The 17760-nt window shown below is 28.9% G+C and carries 16 protein-coding genes; 3 read left to right on the top strand and 13 right to left on the bottom strand.

Annotation, left to right across the window (positions count from 1 at the left end):
• Positions 1-82 precede the first annotated feature (82 nt).
• The 10 genes from CRIB_RS10015 to CRIB_RS10060 form a co-directional block, all read right to left on the bottom strand.
• Complete coding sequence (locus CRIB_RS10015; RefSeq protein ID WP_180702231.1) at positions 83-445, bottom strand: SpoVA/SpoVAEb family sporulation membrane protein; 363 nt, start codon at positions 443-445, stop codon at positions 83-85.
• A 12-nt stretch (positions 446-457) separates the two neighbouring features.
• Positions 458-1471, bottom strand: coding sequence for a stage V sporulation protein AD (gene spoVAD, locus CRIB_RS10020; protein WP_180702232.1), 1014 nt, complete (start codon positions 1469-1471; stop codon positions 458-460).
• A 12-nt stretch (positions 1472-1483) separates the two neighbouring features.
• Positions 1484-1924 (bottom strand): stage V sporulation protein AC, encoded by a 441-nt coding sequence (gene spoVAC / locus CRIB_RS10025; RefSeq protein ID WP_180702233.1) that lies wholly within the window; start codon positions 1922-1924, stop codon positions 1484-1486.
• Positions 1925-1928: 4 nt separating this feature from the next.
• Positions 1929-2345 (bottom strand): stage V sporulation protein AB, encoded by a 417-nt coding sequence (locus tag CRIB_RS10030; protein WP_180702234.1) that lies wholly within the window; start codon positions 2343-2345, stop codon positions 1929-1931.
• 12 nt (positions 2346-2357) lie between these two features.
• Positions 2358-2945: a stage V sporulation protein AA gene (locus CRIB_RS10035; RefSeq protein WP_180702235.1), complete on the bottom strand. Its 588-nt coding sequence runs from the start codon at positions 2943-2945 to the stop codon at positions 2358-2360.
• Between the two features lie 83 nt (positions 2946-3028).
• A complete protein-coding gene (gene sigF / locus CRIB_RS10040) occupies positions 3029-3796 on the bottom strand; it encodes an RNA polymerase sporulation sigma factor SigF (RefSeq protein ID WP_180702236.1) in 768 nt (255 codons plus the stop codon).
• Between the two features lie 26 nt (positions 3797-3822).
• Positions 3823-4251, bottom strand: coding sequence for an anti-sigma F factor (gene spoIIAB, locus CRIB_RS10045; protein ID WP_180702237.1), 429 nt, complete (start codon positions 4249-4251; stop codon positions 3823-3825).
• A 13-nt stretch (positions 4252-4264) separates the two neighbouring features.
• Positions 4265-4600: an anti-sigma F factor antagonist gene (spoIIAA, locus tag CRIB_RS10050; RefSeq protein ID WP_180702238.1), complete on the bottom strand. Its 336-nt coding sequence runs from the start codon at positions 4598-4600 to the stop codon at positions 4265-4267.
• 294 nt (positions 4601-4894) lie between these two features.
• Positions 4895-6520, bottom strand: coding sequence for a DEAD/DEAH box helicase (locus CRIB_RS10055; protein ID WP_180702239.1), 1626 nt, complete (start codon positions 6518-6520; stop codon positions 4895-4897).
• A gap of 128 nt (positions 6521-6648) precedes the next feature.
• A complete protein-coding gene (locus tag CRIB_RS10060; protein WP_180702240.1) occupies positions 6649-7608 on the bottom strand; it encodes a calcium/sodium antiporter in 960 nt (319 codons plus the stop codon).
• A 303-nt stretch (positions 7609-7911) separates the two neighbouring features.
• Between CRIB_RS10060 and pflB the strand changes: the two genes are divergently transcribed.
• Both pflB and pflA read left to right on the top strand, forming a co-directional pair.
• Complete coding sequence (gene pflB / locus CRIB_RS10065) at positions 7912-10143, top strand: formate C-acetyltransferase (RefSeq protein ID WP_180702241.1); 2232 nt, start codon at positions 7912-7914, stop codon at positions 10141-10143.
• A gap of 423 nt (positions 10144-10566) precedes the next feature.
• A complete protein-coding gene (gene pflA / locus CRIB_RS10070) occupies positions 10567-11310 on the top strand; it encodes a pyruvate formate-lyase-activating protein (protein ID WP_180702242.1) in 744 nt (247 codons plus the stop codon).
• A gap of 205 nt (positions 11311-11515) precedes the next feature.
• Here pflA and thiI read toward each other — a convergent pair whose 3' ends face one another.
• Positions 11516-12688 (bottom strand): tRNA uracil 4-sulfurtransferase ThiI, encoded by a 1173-nt coding sequence (thiI, locus tag CRIB_RS10075; protein WP_180702243.1) that lies wholly within the window; start codon positions 12686-12688, stop codon positions 11516-11518.
• A gap of 41 nt (positions 12689-12729) precedes the next feature.
• Positions 12730-13881, bottom strand: coding sequence for a cysteine desulfurase family protein (locus tag CRIB_RS10080; RefSeq protein WP_180702244.1), 1152 nt, complete (start codon positions 13879-13881; stop codon positions 12730-12732).
• A gap of 728 nt (positions 13882-14609) precedes the next feature.
• Between CRIB_RS10080 and CRIB_RS10085 the strand changes: the two genes are divergently transcribed.
• Positions 14610-15602, top strand: coding sequence for an asparaginase (locus CRIB_RS10085; protein ID WP_180702245.1), 993 nt, complete (start codon positions 14610-14612; stop codon positions 15600-15602).
• Positions 15603-15641: 39 nt separating this feature from the next.
• On the opposite strand, the gene CRIB_RS10090 is transcribed toward CRIB_RS10085, so the two are convergent.
• Positions 15642-17684 (bottom strand): ATP-dependent helicase, encoded by a 2043-nt coding sequence (locus CRIB_RS10090; RefSeq protein WP_180702246.1) that lies wholly within the window; start codon positions 17682-17684, stop codon positions 15642-15644.
• Positions 17685-17760 lie beyond the last annotated feature (76 nt).

Raw genomic sequence — 17760 nt, forward strand, 5'->3', positions numbered from 1 at the left:
TAACCATAAAAATAGGCAATCTATATTTTAAGATTGCCTATTTTTTATTATTTAAGAATTATAAAGTATATATACTATTTAATCAAGGCTTTGCCTTTGGAGTAAATACTACTGCCATAATATAACCAAAAAATATAGCGGCAGCTATGCCTCCTGCACCAGCTACTGTCCCTCCTGTAAAAACTCCTAATAGTCCATCTTTAGCTATAGCTGTCTTTACTCCATTAGCCAATAAGTATCCAAAACCTATTATAGGTACAGTTGCGCCTGAGCCTCCAAAATCAACAATATGTTCATAAATACCTAAGAAAGTTAAAATTACACCACTTGTAACATAAGTAACCATTATGTATGGATTTTGTATTTTAAAGTAATCCATCATTATTTGCGCAATTAAGCAAATAACGCCACCTACAAAAAATACCTTTATATAATCTAGTAACACTTTAATTCACTCCTAATCATTTTCAATCACTACTGCATGTGCAACACATGGTATTGTTTGTTTTTGTAGTGTACTAGTTGGTGATAATAGTGCACCTGTAGATACTAACATTACCTTATTAAATTCTTTATTTAATAACTTCTGATAAATATATCCTGCAAATACAGTTGCTGAACAGCCACATCCACTACCACCACAATGTACATCTTGTTCTTCTAAATCAAATATTTCTATACCACAATCAGTATATACATTTGATATATCAATTCCTTTTTCTTTTAATAGATCTTCTGTTATTTGCTTTCCTAATAGTCCTAAATCTCCAGTCGCTATAATATCAAAACTATTTGGATCATCCTTAGTATCATTAAAATATGAATATATTGTATCTATAGCTGCTGGTGCCATAGCTGCTCCCATATTATTTCCATCATCAATACCTTTATCTATTACCTTTCCAACAGTTACATATCTCACTTTGGGTCCCTTTTCATTTGGAGCTATTAATACTGAACCTGCTCCTGTTACAGTCCATTGAGCTGTCATTGGCTTTTGATTTCCTAATTCTAAAGGAAATCTAAATTGTCTCTCTGCTGTACAGTAATGACTTGAAGTTCCTGATAATATTAAATCTGCAAAACCTCCATCGATAAGCATTGCACTCAAGCACATTCCTTCTGCCATAGTTGAGCAAGCTCCGTATATACCAAAAAAAGGTACACCAAGTTCTCTTGCAGCAAATGATGCAGGGAGTATTTGATTTATTAAATCGCCACCTAAAAGATAATTTACATCCTCTAGTTTTTTATCTGCTTTTTTTACTGCCATTTGCATAGCAGTCTGAACCATTTTACTTTCAGCTAGCTCCCAAGATTTTTCTCCATATAAATCATCTTGTAAGACAAGATTAAAATAATCTTTTAGCGGTCCTTGTCCTTCTTTAGGTCCTACTACAGATGCTGCAGATATTATAGTTGGGTTATTTTGTAACCTTACAGTTCTTTTTCCTACTCTCTTATTCGCCATATTTTCATCTCCTTATTTTATAAGAGTAAAAATATAATAGAAAAATCCACATATAATAGATGATCCTATTCCATATACTAATACTGGTCCTGCAATTTTAAATAAATTAGCTCCAACACCTAATACAAATCCTTCTCTTTTATACTCCATTGCTGGAGATACTATAGAATTAGCAAATCCCGTTATAGGTATTATTGATCCAGCTCCGGCTCTCTTACCTATTAAATCATATACACCTAATCCAGTTAAAAGAGCACCTATAAATATCAGTGTTATAGAAGTTGCTGTTGATGCTGGTATCTTGTCTAAATTTCCTACTTTTAAATATAAATCATTGATTATTTGTCCTATTACACAAATAATTCCACCAACGATAAATGCTAATGTATAGTTTTTTAAATATTTTGGCTTAGGGCTAATTTCATCTACATATTTTTTATAATCTTTACCCAACTTTTTATCCTCCTTGTATTATTTTCCATCCTATAAAGGAGCCTATAACTTTTCCTATTAACAAAGATATTATTATATATTTTAAATATAGAGTTGGTATTTTTAATCTTCTTGATACTATTGGTATATAATCTAATATTTCAGCTAATCCAGAGCTTAAAAAACCTACAAATACACCATATGCTAGACCAAATACTAAAACACCAATTTTACCTATCGATATATGTATATTTTGAATCGATATTAAAGCTCCAAGAAAAGTACCTATTACTAGTATTTTTTCATAAAAATTCACAAATGACCTTGTATTACTTATCTGTGACATTCTTGGTATTATACCAACTAGTATCAATAATGCAATCACTCCAGAACCTACCATTATTCCTGATGATAATCCAAAAATTATTAAAAATAACTTCACATTTAATCCTCTTTACTTAGTATTCCTTAGTTCATTTTCAATTTCTTTATTTAAAGATTTCATTTTTAAATCTAAAGGGCTTGGTTCATTTTTTGCATATGTAGGAATAAACTTATTAAAAAAAAGTGCAACTCCTACCCCTATACCAATAGAATATGGTATTTGAAAATATGGTAGATACTTTTTAGGATTTTTAGTTAATGCATTTACCATAGTACTTTGAGATTGTACCATATTTACATCAGCGTGAAAGTTCATTATTCCCATTACAGATCCCATAAGAACTACTATAGATACCAATAAAACCCTTAGATATTTAGTTCTATCTTTTTTATTGTCATTGAAAAATATTACTATATCATCAGTTTTTAAAAATGTTATGTGTGCTGTAGATATCTTTTTCTTTACTTCGTCAATTACTTCACCTATATGTATAACATCATAGTTTGAATCTTTTTTTTCATAAGTTCTTATACATATATTTCCTATTTTTTCTTCATACTCTTTTGGATATATACAATAAATATCTTTTAAATAAATATTTTGTGTAGTAAAGTTAAATGGCTTTAACTTTATGGGTATTAAGTAAATATCTTCCATATAAGACCTCCCTTTTATTTATTATGTCTTAAATAAAAAAAAATAAACCCTTAATCTAAACTTAAATTAAGGATTTATTTTAATTAACTAATATATGATCTTAGCTTTGACAATACTTTTTTCTCTATTCTAGAAACTTGAACTTGAGATATGTTTAATAATTCTCCAATTTCACTTTGAGTTCTATCTTCAAAATATCTTAACATTATTATTTGTCTTTCTCTTTTTTCTAGTTTCCCAAGTACCTCTTTAAGTAAGAGGTTTTCTACAACTTTTTCTTCTTCACTTTCTCCCTTTTGACTTATCTTATCTATAAGGCATATTGGAGACCCCTCTTCTTCATGAATTACACCATGTAAATATTCAACAGAAAAATTAGATTCCATTGCCATTACTAAATCTTCTTTTTCAACATCTAATTCTTTAGCTAATTCATCTATACTTGGCTCTCTTCCTAGTTTTTTGCTTAAAATCTCACTTGTTGTTTTTGCTTTTATTGCTATTTGCTTTAGAGATCTAGATACTTTTACCATACCATCATCTCTTAAGTATCTTTTTATTTCACCTAAAATCATAGGAACTGCATATGTAGAGAATTTCACATTAAACCTTGAATCAAATTTATATATAGCTTTAATTAATCCTATAGACCCTAATTGGAATAAATCATCTCTATCATAACCTATGTTTAAGAATTTTGATACAACACTTCTAACTAAACCTAAATTATTTTCTATTAGTATTTCTTTAGCCTCTTCATCGCCTGCACGTTGAACTTTATCTATCAAATCAAGCGTTTCTTCATGGCTAAGTAATGTTCTTTTTTCTTGTTTATTTGCAGTTATCCCCATAATAAAACCTCTATTCTTTTTGGTCTTTATTCAGGCAAGTTTATTTTTTTTGTCATAACTACTTTTGTCCCTTCATCCTTTATTGAACTTACCGTTACATCATCCATAAAACTTTCCATAACAGTGAATCCCATTCCTGATCTTTCAAGTTCTGGTTTTGATGTGTAAAGTGGTTGCATAGCCATTGAAATATCTTCTATACCATGTCCTCTATCTTCTACTACTACTTTTATAGTACTTTTATTTATTTCACATCTTAAATATACAAATTTTGAATCATCTTCATCATACCCATGTATAATAGAATTTGTAACAGCCTCTGATACAGCAGTTTTTATATCTGCTAGTTCATCTAATGTCGGGTCCAATTTTGCAGCAAAAGATGCAACTATAACTCTTGCTAAGCTTTCATTTTCAGACTTTGCAGAAAATTTTACTTCCATAATATTATTCATAATATATTCCCCCTTACAAAGAACTTGCTACTTCTTCATATGTATCGTAAATGTTAATTATTTTATTCATACCTGATAAATTAAATATTTTTTTTACTCTATCATTTACATTTACTACCGATACTTTTCCACCTTCACTAGAAATTTTCTTGTATCTTCCTATAATTACACCTATACCAGATGAATCCATAAATCTAATATTTTTAAAATCAAATATTATATTCTTTATTGATTTAGAATCTAATATTATATCTATCTCATCTCTAACTTCATTAGTTATATGGTGATCCAATTCACTAGTCAAAAATTCTATAACTAGATTTTTCTGTTCTAAAGAACATCTTATCATTAGTATTCCCCCTTATCTTCTCTAAAAGTATTAACCTATTATGAATTCTATAGAAGTAACGCTTCTCCTTCAATGAAATTTAACTACTTTTGTTTTATTATGTCTGCAAAGTTTTTATTATATATATTTACCTCAATTTATATATTTTTTATCTTTCGATTAAAGGTTTGCAACATCACTATTTTTTATACCTTTATTATTTTCCATTTTTTAGTTGATGCATACCTTAATATTCCTTTTATCCTTTAAATTTTCTCAAAATAAAAGGAGTACCAAATAGGTACTCCTAATTAATTACTTCTTTTTTCTATTAGCTCTTTCTATATTTATCTTATTTCCTTTTATCTTTATATCTTTCATTTTTTCTAATACTTTTTTAGCATTTTGCTTAGGCACCTCAACGAAAGTATACTTATCATATATATCTATTGTTCCAACTAGTTTACCAGGTATTCCAGCTTCTCCAGCTATAGCCCCTAATATATCCTTAGCTTGAACTCTTTGATTTCTACCAACATTTATAAATAGTCTTATCATACCTTCGCTAGCTCCAGTATCTCTTGACTTAGAACGACCTTCTTTGCGAGTTCTTGATGGTTCTTCAACTATTTCTTGTTTTTCTTCATCTCCTAAAGCTATCTTTAAAAGAGCTGCTGCTATATCTACTACACCGTACTCAGATTCCGATTCTGAGCAGAAGTTTTCTAACCATTGTATTTGTTTAGTTAAATGACCTGCTTCTACAACTTCTTTAACTTGATTGAAGAATGTACTTACCTTCTTTTCTTCAACATCTGCAACTGATGGTATATCATGCTTAACTAATTTTGTTTTAGTATATCTTTCTATATCTCTCATTTTTCTCATTTCTTTTCCGAATACAAATGAGAATGATATACCATTTCTACCTGCTCTACCTGTTCTACCTATTCTGTGTACATAGTACTCTTCATCTTGAGGTAAATCATAATTAAATACAGCTTCAACATCGTCAACATCTATACCTCTAGCTGCAACATCTGTAGCTACTAATATATCTATTGTTCCATTTCTAAATTTATCCATTACTATATCTCTTTGAGTTTGCTTTAAGTCCCCATGTAATGCATCTGCAAAGTATCCTCTAGCTTGTAAATCGCTAACTAATTCATCTGCACCCTTTTTTGTGTTACAGAAAACTACAGATAATTTAGGGTTGTATACATCTATTAATCTACTTAATACTTCTAATTTGTTAGCCGATCTTGTTTCTATATAGTATTGCTTTATATTAGGAACTGTAAGTTCTTTTCTAACAACTTTTATATGTTCTGGGTTCTTTTGATATTTTTTAGTTAACTCTAATATACCTTTCGGCATAGTCGCTGAGAAGAAAGTAGTTTGTCTTTCTTCTGGAGTTTTACTTAGAATCATCTCTATATCTTCCCTGAATCCCATATCTAACATTTCATCAGCTTCATCTAATATAACCATTTTTACATTATCCATTTTTAATGTTTTACGGTTTATATGGTCTATAACACGCCCTGGAGTACCTATTACGATTTGAACTCCACCCTTTAATGCTTTTATTTGTCTTTCTATTGGTTGTCCACCGTATACAGGTAAACTTTTTATTCCGTGCATGTATTTACCTATTTTTCTTATTTCAGTTGAAACTTGTATTGCAAGCTCTCTAGTCGGACAAAGTACTACTGCTTGTAAATTTTTCTCTTCAGGATTAATCATTTCTAATACTGGTATACTGAATGCTGCTGTTTTCCCCGTCCCTGTTTGAGCTTGTCCGATAACATCTTTCCCCGATAAAATCACAGGTATAGACTGTGATTTTATCGGAGATGGTTCTTCAAATCCCATTTCTATTACAGCTCTTTTTATATCATCACTTATTGGTAAATCTTCAAATTTTATTATATTCATATGTTGCTTCCTTTCCGTTATCATTTTATCTAACCTATCCATTATATATTTATTTCAGATAATATGCAATTAATATTTTCTCCTTCACATATGTATAATATTCAAGATGATATAAAATATATTTCTTATTATATGTACATAGTATATAAAATTCCTATATAAATTAAATAAACAATAAGCATTATCAAGCCTTGAAATCTATATAACTTATTCTTTTTAATAGTTGGTAATATCAATATAAGTAATAACACTATCATAAATGGAAAATCAATTCTCATATTTTGAGATAATATAGGTATATCATTTGGTATAGATGATATACCTATTACAGATACTATATTTAATATATTTGCACCTAATATATTTCCAACAGATATTGCATGATGATTTTTCTTTATTGCAGTTAATGATGATACTAATTCAGGTAAAGATGTTCCAAGTGCTATAACTGTAAGGCTTATAACTCCTTGAGGAACTCCAATCCACTCGGCTATTATTACACCATTATCTACTAATAGCCTAGAACCTAGTACCATCATAATTAACCCTAATGCAAAAAGTAAAACTATCTTTACCCATTCACCTAAATTATTATTTCCTTTAACTTTAGATGTATTATTTATCCTAGATTTGCTTCCCTTTTCAACTACACTTTTATAATTCGAATACATATATATAGCAAGCATAGTTAAAAGTAGTATTGAATCTATTTTTGTTATACTCTTATCTATTCCTAATAATAGCAATAATATAACACAAATTAATAGCAAGACAGATTTAGAAAAAAACATCTTCTTATCAACACTAAAAGGACTTATAAATGCTACTAGCCCTAAAACTAACCCTGTATTGCAAATAATAGATCCTACTGCATTTCCTAAACTCATTGTAGTATGCCCATCTAAAGAGGCAAATAAGGATACAGTAAGTTCCGGCAATGTAGTAGCAAAACTTACTATAGTAGCCCCTAATATAATTTCTGATATCTTTGTTTTCTTTCCTATATCTACTGTACAGTTTATAAAAATGTCAGCTCCTTTTGTAATTAATACAAATCCAATTAAAAATAATATTATTTTAATAAACATATACAAGCACCCCCTTATATTAATAAGTATTCAGTAGGCAAATATATATGCTATTCTTTTAACTTATGTAAAAATAATTTATAGTTATAAGTTTTAAAGATATAATATCTGGGTATATATTTTAATGTAAAAACATTAAATAAATTTAATCATCATAATACAATATTATATATATTTTTTATGTATACAAAATACGAGTCATATGTTATTATTATATTGTTAAAATTTATCTAGCTAGATTTAATATAAATATAACAAACTCAAAAAAATTATTTTAAAACCTTAACTAAGGAGGCTATTCAAATGAATGCATGGCAAGGATTTAAAGAAGGTAGATGGACTAAGGAAATAGATGTTAGAGGGTTCATCCAAGCAAACTACACTCCATATGAAGGAGATGACTCTTTCTTAGCTGGTGCTACTGAAAACACTAAGCAATTATGGGAAGAAGTAATGGAATTATTCAAAAAAGAAAGAGAAAATGGTGGTACTCTTGATGTTGATACTAAAACAGTATCAGCTATAGATGCTTATGCACCTGGATATATAAATAAAGATAAAGAAACAGTTGTAGGTTTACAAACTGATGCTCCTTTAAAAAGAGCTATAATGCCAGAAGGTGGAATAAGAATGGTTGAAAGTTCTTGTGAAGCTTATGGATTCAAGTGTGACCCATTAGTAAGTGAAATATTCACTAAGTATAGAAAAACTCATAACCAAGGTGTTTTCGATGCTTATACTACTGAAATGAGAGCTGCTAGAAAATCTGGTATAATAACTGGTCTTCCAGATGCTTACGGAAGAGGAAGAATAATAGGTGACTACAGAAGAGTTGCTTTATACGGTGTTGATAGATTAATAGAAGACAAAAACGAGCAAAAACTTTCTTTAGAAGTTTCTTGCATGGATGAAGATACAATAAGATTAAGAGAAGAAATATCTGATCAAATAAAAGCTTTACAAGCATTAAAGAGAATGGCTGAATCTTACGGATTCGATATATCTAAGCCAGCTACTAACTCAAGAGAAGCTGTACAATGGTTATACTTTGCTTACTTAGCAGCTATAAAAGATCAAAATGGTGCTGCTATGTCAATAGGTAGAACTTCTACTTTCTTAGATATATACTTCGAAAGAGATTTAAAAGCTGGAACTATAACTGAAGAAGAAGTTCAAGAATTAATGGACCACTTCGTTATGAAATTAAGAATGGTTAAATTCTTAAGAACTCCTGACTACAATGAATTATTCTCTGGAGACCCAACTTGGGTAACTGAATCAATCGGTGGTATGGGTGTAGATGGTAGAACGTTAGTAACTAAAAACTCATTCAGAGTTTTAAATACTCTTTACACTCTAGGACCTTCTCCAGAACCAAACTTAACAGTACTTTGGTCAAAAGATTTCCCACAAGGATTCAAAGACTTCTGTTCTAAAGTATCTATAGATACAAGTTCAGTTCAATACGAAAACGACGACTTAATGAGACCTTACTGGGGAGATGATTACGGTATAGCTTGTTGTGTATCTGCAATGAGAATAGGTAAGCAAATGCAATTCTTCGGAGCTAGAGTTAACTTAGCTAAAACTTTATTATACGCTATAAACGGTGGGGTTGACGAAAAATCAGGTGCTCAAGTAGGACCAAGATTCGAGCCAATAATGGATGAATACTTAGATTACGATAAAGTAATGGAAAGATTCGAACCATTCACTGATTGGTTAGCAAACTTATATGTAAATACATTAAATGTAATCCACTACATGCATGATAAGTACTCTTATGAAGCATTAGAAATGGCTTTACATGATAGAGATGTATTCAGAACTATGGCTTGTGGTATAGCTGGTTTATCAGTTGCTGCTGACTCATTATCTGCTATAAAATACGCTAAAGTTAAAACTATAAGAAACGAAGCTGGTGTAGCTGTTGACTTCGAAATAGAAGGAGACTATCCAAAATACGGAAACAACGATGATAGAGTTGACGAAATAGCTGTATACTTAGTTGAATCTATGATGAACAAAATAAGAAAGAACAAAACTTACAGAAATTCTGTTCATACTCAATCAGTATTAACAATAACTTCAAACGTTGTTTACGGTAAGAAAACTGGTAACACTCCATGTGGTAGAAGAGCTGGTGCTCCATTCGCTCCAGGAGCAAACCCAATGCACGGAAGAGATAATAGTGGTGCTTTAGCTTCATTAGCATCTGTTGCAAAATTACCATATGAGCATTCTCAAGATGGTATATCTAATACTTTCTCTATAGTACCTGGTGCTTTAGGAAAAGATATGAATGAAAGAGTTAGAAATCTTTCTTGTATGATGGATGGATACTTCACAGATGGAGCTCATCACTTAAACGTTAACGTATTTGATAGAGCTACTCTAGAAGACGCTATGGAACATCCAGAAAAATATCCTCAATTAACTATAAGAGTTTCAGGATATGCTGTTAACTTTATAAAGTTAACTAAAGAACAACAATTAGACGTTATAAACAGAACATTCCACGGAAAAATGGCTTAATTTATAATTTCTAAATAATTTATAAACTTAAATTCTTGCATCAGAGTTTTCAAGTTTACAATCAGTCAATCAAAGTATATTATTTTTCAGAGTGTAAGTCTCATCAACTTACACTCTCTTTTTTTATTAACATAATCTTATTTTATCCAAATCTAATACATTTATTCTTTATTATTTTTTACCTTTCTCTACTTTCCACATTATCTTATTAATACGTTACCTTAACCTGTTATATAGTATATAAATTTAGTTTTATTCTTAATATCTGGGGTATTATTATAATATAAAAATAAAATAATTAATCATAAATTTATATAGACTTAAAACAAGTAATATCATATAATTTAATTATATTGTTTTGTATACAGTATATTAAATTCTATCGGAATAATTTTAATTAAAATCAACTTAGAGGTGACTATTATGATAAAAGGAAGAGTTCATTCAATAGAGACATTTGGAACAGTAGATGGTCCGGGAATAAGATTTATATTATTTATGCAAGGATGCGCATTAAGATGTAAGTATTGTCACAATAGAGATACTTGGGATACAAAATTAGGAAAAGAATATACAACAGATGAAATAATTACTCAAGCTTCAAAATACAAATCATATATGAATGCTTCAGGGGGAGGAATAACTGTATCGGGTGGTGAAGCAACTTTACAACCTGAGTTTTTAAATGAGTTATTTGTTAAAGCTAAAGAAAATAAAATACACACTTGTTTAGATACATCTGGATTTGTAAATATTGATGTTATAGATCCTATATTAGATAATACTGATCTTGTATTACTTGATTTGAAGCATATGATAGAAGAAGAATCAAAAGATTTAACTGGTGTTGGAGTTGAAAAATCACTTAAGTTAGCTAAACATTTAGATGAAAGAAATATACCGGTTTGGATAAGACATGTATTAATTCCAGGTATAACAGATACTAAAGAAAACTTAGAAGCTCTAGGTGAATTTGTATCTAAACTTAATAATGTAGAAAGATTTGAATTCTTACCATATCATTCTCTAGGTGTTCATAAGTGGGAAGCCATGGGATTAAATTATGAATTAAAAAATATTGAAGATGCTACTAGTGAAGATGTTGCTAAAGCTAGCGAAATAGTAGAAAAATTCGGTGTTAAAGTATTCAACAATAAATCTAAATAAATCATAAAAGGACTATCTTAAATGTAAGATAGTCTTTTTATAATATGATTCTCTTTTGCTATAAATTTATATAATAACTATCTATTCTCTTTAATAGTACACTGCTATTAAGTTTTATAATTTTTTATTATATTTAAGTAATGTAAAATTATTTTAACAAAAAATCCATTATAATAAATAATCATTATAATGGATTTTATTTATATTAAAACTCTATATCTTCAACTTCTATATTATCTATTGCATCTTGTATTAACTTTTCTACATCTAATGCATTTTCAGATCTTTCAATTCTATCTAGCTTAGGTTTTGTAACTGGTTTCTTAGGTGAAAACACTGTACAACAGTCCTCTTCTGGTAATATAGATGTTTCGAATGTTCCTATTTTTTGTGCTATATCTATTATCTCAGTTTTATCCATAGCTATAAGCGGTCTAAATACCGGCATACTTACTGATGCATTTGTACAAGTTAAGCCTTGTATTGTTTGAGATGCAACTTGTCCTATACTCTCTCCTGTAACTAATGCATCACAATGTCTACTCTCTGCCACCTGTTGTGCTATTCTCATCATAAATCTTCTTGAAATTATAGTCATTTCCTCATCTTTACAATTTAAACCTATAGCCTTTTGTATTTCTAACATATTTACTTTATGAAGTCTTACTCTACCACAATACTTAGATAAAATTTGAGCTAAATCTCTAACCTTCTCCTGTGATTTTTCACTAGTGAAAGGATAACTATGGAAATGTATACATTCTAATTCCATACCTCTCTTAGCCACCATCCACGATGCTACTGGAGAATCTATACCTCCTGATAAAAGTGACATTGCTCTACCATTAGTTCCTAACGGTAGTCCTCCATAACCTGGAATTGTATCACTATATACCATTACATGATTTTGTCTTAATTCACAATGTATTTTTACTTCTGGATTTCTAACATCTACTGCTATTTTATCCTTTACTTGAGATACTAGGTATCCACCTATATCTAAACTCATCTCTTGAGAAGTTAGCTTAAAGTCTTTATCTCCTCTTCTTGAATCAACTTTAAAAGATTTATATCCCTGGTCTATTTTTTCTTCTAACATTTTTAATGCTAACTCTTTTAATAAATTGTAGTCTTTTTCTGCTCTTACAGCTGGACAAACTCCAACTATACCAAATACTTTTCTAACTTCCTCTACTATTTCTTCATAATCATATCCATCTAAATCAACGTATATTCTTCCATATTCCTTGTATACATTAAACTTTCCTATAGGCTTTAATATATTTTTTACATTTTTTATAAGCTTATTTTCAAATATATATCTGTTTTTGCCCTTTACACCTATTTCTCCGTACTTAACTATTAATATATTATACAATTTTTCCACCTCTTAACTTAATTTTGTCATTCTTAAATTGATTATCTTCTTCTCATTATCATTCTTAAATCACTTACTGATTCTTTAACTACTTTAACCGCTTCTTTTATTTCTTCTTCTGTATTTAAATCTGATAAACTAAATCTTATCGCACCTTCTATTTCTTGAGGAGAAAGTCCCATAGCATTTAATACATGACTACCTTTTTTCTTAGATGAACAAGCAGATCCAGTAGATACATACACACCTTTTTGTTCTAGATAATGAAGTAGCACTTCTCCTTTTATTCCATAAAAAGTAACATTTAATATATGGCAAACTCCATCTTCTGGAGAGTTTAATTTTATATTTTCTATATTTTCTATTATCTCTCTTTTTAATAAATCTCTTAGATTTTTTATTTTTTCTATTTTACCATCTAAATCTTCATTTATTATTCTTATAGCTTCTCCTAAGCCATATATACCTGGTGTATTTTCTGTCCCAGATCTTATTCCTATTTCTTGTCCCCCACCAGTTAAAATAGGCTTTATTCTATTATTTTCTCTAACATACATGAAACCTATTCCTTTTGGTCCATGTACCTTATGACCACTAACACTCATAAAATCTATATTATATTTTGATGGTTTAAAGTTTATCTTAGCATAAGATTGAACAGCATCTACATGTAAGAATACCTTGTCCTTTAATGTTTTAAGATGTTTGCCGATCTCCTGTATTGGTTGTATGCTACCAACTTCATTATTAACATGCATTATTGTAACTAAGCAAGTTGTTGGCTTTAATGCATTTTTAAACTCTTCTATATCTATTTTACCATCTTTATCAACTTCTAAATATGTAACTTCACAACCTTCAGATTCTAAATCCTTTAGAGTATTTAATACCGATGGATGCTCTATAGTAGTAGATATTATATGGTTTTTTCTTTTTTTATTTAAAGCTACAATACCTCTTATTATGGTATTGTTAGACTCTGTTCCTCCAGATGTAAAGTATATTTCTTTATCTTTTATACCTAGAGTTCTAGCTATACTTTGCCTTATATTTTTTATATTCTTTTCAACTTCTACACCTTTTCTATGTAAAGAAGATGGATTTGCATAGTCTGTATTAAGCGCATAAACCATTTTATCTATAACTTCTTTATATGGCTTCGTTGTAGCACTATTGTCTAAATATATATCCATACATTGCACCAACTTTCTATTTATATACATTTTATTATTTATTTTACCAACTTCATCTATTAATTATCAAAAATATTAAAAATTCAATTTATATAAATATCTTTTATAAAATCGTATCTATTTATTATATCATTAAATTTTTTATTTTTTAACATATAATAAATTTTTCATTACATAAAAATATTATCTACACTACAAAGATGTAATATTTTTGATATTCTTGTAAAAAACTATTGATTAAACTGTCGAACTTTGTTATTATAAATATATGGTTATCCCCCTGATAACCTTAGTAAAATCTCTATTCCCAATACCCCTTTAAATGAATAATTTATATTCATTTATGGCCTACTTCACGATCGGATGCGAAGTAGGTTTTTTTATTTTATATTTTTTCATATTTTTTTGAAAAACTATTGATTTTAGTGTCGAACTTTGTTATTATAAATACATGGTTATCCCCCTGATAACCTTAATTAAAATCTCTATTCCCAATACCCCTTTTGAACGGATAGACTTTATATCCATTATTGTTAAGTTGACAACGGAAGTCAATTTAGCGAAAAAAGAGCTTCCCCAAGCTCTTTTTTTTATATTTTTTTAACGCTAGACTTAAATAGTTTTTTTTTGATATAATTTATATATATATATTTATTTATATGTTTTTAAATAAAAAAATGTAAAATAATTGTATTTGTTTTTTAATATAAAAGGTGGGTGATATTGTAATGAATAAGAAAAAAGTCGCTATAATATTTACTGGTGGTACTATTTCTATGACAGTAGATGAAAATGTTGGTGCAGCAATTCCTACTCTATCAGGAGAACAAATAATGTCAATGGTTACAAACATAGACAAAGTTGCTGATATCGAAGTATTTAATTTTGCTGAAATACCTGGACCTCATATGACGCCAGAAAGATTAATAGAATTAAAGCATTACATTAATAATTTACTTGAAAGAGAAGATATTTGCGGTGCTGTTATAACTCATGGTACTGATAGTTTAGAAGAAACTGCTTACTTCCTAGATTTAACTATATCTAGTGAAAAACCAGTTATAGTTACTGGAGCCATGAGAAGTAGCTCTGAACTTGGATATGATGGGCCTAGCAATTTATCTGCAGCAGTTTGTACAGCTATATCTGATAAAGCTGTTGGAAAAGGTGTACTTATAGTTTTAAACAATGAGGTTTTATTAGCTTCTGAAGCAACTAAAACTGATACATTAGCCTTAAATACTTTTAAATCATTAAGTAAAGGCCCATTAGGTTTAATTGACTGCAATGAATTAGTACTATTTAAGAATACTGAAGAAAGAACAATAATAGATACTGATAAAGTTGAAACAAAAGTTGCTTTAATCAAATCTGGAATTGGAATGAATGATGACTTTATAAAGTTTGCAGCTGATAGCGGTTATAAAGGAATTATAATTGAAGCAATGGGTAGAGGTAATGTACCTCCTAAAATGTATGAAGGTGTTAAATATGCTAGAGAAAAAGATATCCCCGTTGTTATAGTTTCTAGATGCCATTCAGGTAGAGTCTTTGATAGTTATGGTTATTTAGGTTCTGGTAGAGATTTAAGAAATATCGGATGTATATTCGGTGGAGAACTTCCAGGTCAAAAAGCTAGAATAAAACTTATGTTAGCACTTGGAAAGACTGATAATTTAGACGAAATAAAAGATTTCTTTGAAAAAGGAATATATTATTAAAATAAAAAAGGGGTTATCTCTTAATAGAGATTAACCTCTTTATATTTTCCATATTATTCTCTTTGTTAAACATACCTTTGAATTTAACGCTCTATCTCTATCTTTAAATCTTATTTTGATAGAATCACCATTCTTTTCTACTATGGTACCTTCTTTAAATTTTTTGTGATATATTTTATCTCCTATACTTATACTATCCATTTCTTTTTTAGTTGGAGCTTTTATATCTTCTACAAACCTTGATTTAGAAACTCTTTTACCATACTTATTAACTGGCGAACTTATACATATATTTTCTTCCGCTCTAGTTATTGCTACATACATAAGTCTTCTCTCTTCTTCTATTTGATCATTTTTCTTTGCTTCATCATCTATATCATAAGATTTTTCATGTGGTATTGTCCCTTCATTAGCACCTATAATATAAACATTTTTAAACTCTAATCCTTTTGCGCTGTGCATAGTTGTAAAAATAACACCATCTGTTTCTTTGTTATTTTTATTATCTACTAATTCAGACTTTACTCTTTCTATATGCTCTAAATATTCTTGTATAGTTTTAAAGTTTGTAGCTGAACTTTCAAGCTCATTTAGTATTTCTATAAGTCCATTCGTTTTTATTTTTCTATTCGCGCAATAATCCAAAATATATCTATCATAATCTAAAGTTGTTCTAATATATGATATTGCATTTTTAGGACTTAGCCCCTTTACATAACTTATATCTATATCTAAATCATTTATAGTTTTCACTTGCTTAGGATGTAAGTCACACTTATTAATCAATGAATTTATAAAATCCGGTTCATCCTTTATCAAATTTAAATTGTCTTTAGAAATATATCTAAAAGGTTTATTTATAATTCTTATCCAATCTTTATTAGAATTTGGATTAACTCCTATTCTTAAGTAAGCAAGTATGTCTTGAGCAGCCCAGTGGTCATATATAGTAACTATTGAGTCTTTAACTACAAATGGGATTCTCATATCCATAAATACATCAACTAAAGCTCTTGATTGTATATTAGTTCTATATATTACTGCAAAATCAGTATACTCCGTATACATTTCCTGAATCTTATCTTTTATATCTTTTGCTATATATACAGCCTCTTCCTCTGAATCTTCGGGCGAAATATAATTTACCTTAGCACCATTGCCTTGACCACATTTTATAACTTTCTCATATCTATTTGTATTTTTTTCTATTAATCTATTAGCTATATCTATTATTTCACCTTTAGATCTATAATTAATATCCAATAATACTTTTGTTGTATTAGAAAAATACTCTTCAAATTCTAATAAGAAATCTGGTCTAGATCCCCTAAATCCATAGATACTTTGATCTTCATCTCCTACTACAAATATATTATTATTTGGATTTGCTATTAACTTTAATGCTTCAAATTGAACCTTATTTATATCTTGAAACTCATCCACAAGAATATATCTATAAACACTTCTCACTCTATCTAAAGCTGCCTTATTATGTTTTAATAATTCATATGTTTTTATTAACATATCATCAAAGTCTATTTTATTCATTTGTTGTTTGTATTCTTCATAAAAATTATATACCTTTATGAATTCATCATTAGTCAATACCTCTGATTTAAAATCTCTTTTATCCATCAATTCATTTTTCACATATGAAATTTCATTTATAACTTGTCCAATAGTTTCATCATCATCTGAATTTTCTATATTTAATCCCTTTAATATGCTCTTTAATCCAATCCTCTTTGTTTTTTCATCTAGGATACTTTCAATATTATAATTTTCAAAATACCTTAATATCCTAAAAAACACGGAATGAAATGTTCCATATGTAACCTTATTCATTCTAAAGTCATTACTTAAAGCTAATGCTCTATTTTTCATTTCTATAGATGAAGCTTTTGTAAAACTTATTGCAAGTATGCTTGTAGGCTTTATGTTTTTATTTACAATCATATTAGCTATTCTATATGTTATAACTCTAGTCTTTCCTGAACCTGGCCCTGCAAGCACCATACAAGGTCCATCTATGTGTTCTACAGCCTTTAATTGATTTTCATTTAATTTATCTATACTTATCATATACTACCTACCTTGAAGTATTATTTATTTCATTTATAATAATGTTAAGCATATTTGCTTAACCTAATAATTATTA

Origin of the sequence: Romboutsia ilealis, from assembly GCF_900015215.1 — a bacterium.
In the GTDB taxonomy this organism is placed as follows: Bacteria; Bacillota; Clostridia; order Peptostreptococcales; family Peptostreptococcaceae; genus Romboutsia; species Romboutsia ilealis.